Here is a 1,263-nt window from a genome sequence, read left to right as displayed (position 1 = left end):
GATCAAATGTTTGAATAGATAATCTTAAAAGAGAAAGATCTCCATCAGCTCCTTGTAAACCAGGGATTTTTACGATAGCTGAAAAGCCAATAAAAAAAACAAACAGTAATAATATGGTGTATAAAGGTAGGGTAATTGCATTTTTGCGAAGTGATTTTTCACCATTTGCTGAGAAAACCACTGAGAAAGAAGTCGGTAATAAATAAAAAGATATTGCATTTAAAAGGATAGTAGAGATAAACCACGGTACACTTAGTCCCTGATTGGCTAACGTTAACAATTCAGGTTTAACATCCTGAACAGACTTAAACATTTGCTGAATCCCGCCAAAATAGTGGAAAGGGATGTATATACCTAAAAAAATAACCACTCCCAAAATCATAATATCTTTAAGCACAGCTGTCCAAGCTGAGCCATGAATACCAGAGAATATTACATATGTTGTAATAACTATTGCACCTATAACACTTGCAACTACAGGTGAAATAGCTCCGTAAGAAGCTTCTGAAACAATGATCCCTAACCCTTTCATTTGTATACAAATATATGGTACAATCGATAAACTTCCCACAATAGCTACAATAATTCCCATTGCACGACTATCGTATTTAGATGCAAAATAGTCAGGTTGTGAAATAATTCCATGTTCTTTACCGTATCTCCAAATTTTAGGTGCAATCCAATAAGATATGATATATGCTAGAAATATATACGTTGGCACATAATATGCAGCAGCACCTTTGGAATATGCCCAACCACTTGCGCCTAGAAAAGTAAAAGTCGTATAAACCTCTCCAGCTATTAATAGAAATAAGAACAAGGTTCCAAAACCTCTGCCACCAACTGAAAATTGCTGCAAATTCATATCTTTTCCTCTTCTTGCTGCTATCCCTATATAAAGAGCTAGGATTAAGAAAATGAAAATAATAAATAATGATATATTCATTCTGTCTCACTCCCTTGATTATCAGGATCAAGCTTATAAACAATGGTTAAAATAATCGAGGAAAGTACCATCCAAAATACAATCCAAAATAAAAGAAAAGGCATTCCTAAGACGTAAGGTTCAATTTTATTTGCAAATGGCAAGAATCCTACAAACCCTATAAAAGGGATTAAGAGTAAGAGTTTAATATATTTCAAAATATGCTCGACCTCCTATTTCATAGTTTGAATTTTTATGGATTAAGAGCAAATATAATAAAAGGATTTGTTAATAGAATAATGTGAAATTAATAGAATTGTAATGAAACTCCTTTTATT

At 32.6% G+C, this 1,263-nt stretch carries 2 protein-coding genes; both read right to left on the bottom strand.

The features are described 5' to 3' along the window. On the bottom strand, positions 1-946 hold a 946-nt coding region (locus AC1DUW_RS29500), incomplete at its 3' end, for a sodium:solute symporter family protein (protein WP_477644260.1). Beyond that, complete coding sequence (locus AC1DUW_RS29495; protein ID WP_053346183.1) at positions 943-1,143, bottom strand: DUF3311 domain-containing protein; 201 nt, start codon at positions 1,141-1,143, stop codon at positions 943-945. The genes AC1DUW_RS29495 and AC1DUW_RS29500, both read right to left, overlap by 4 nt. Between the last annotated feature and the right edge of the window lie 120 nt (positions 1,144-1,263).

The sequence above is a fragment of the Peribacillus sp. P4_C12 genome, assembly GCF_056402095.1.
This window is presented reverse-complemented; position numbering and strand designations above follow the sequence as displayed.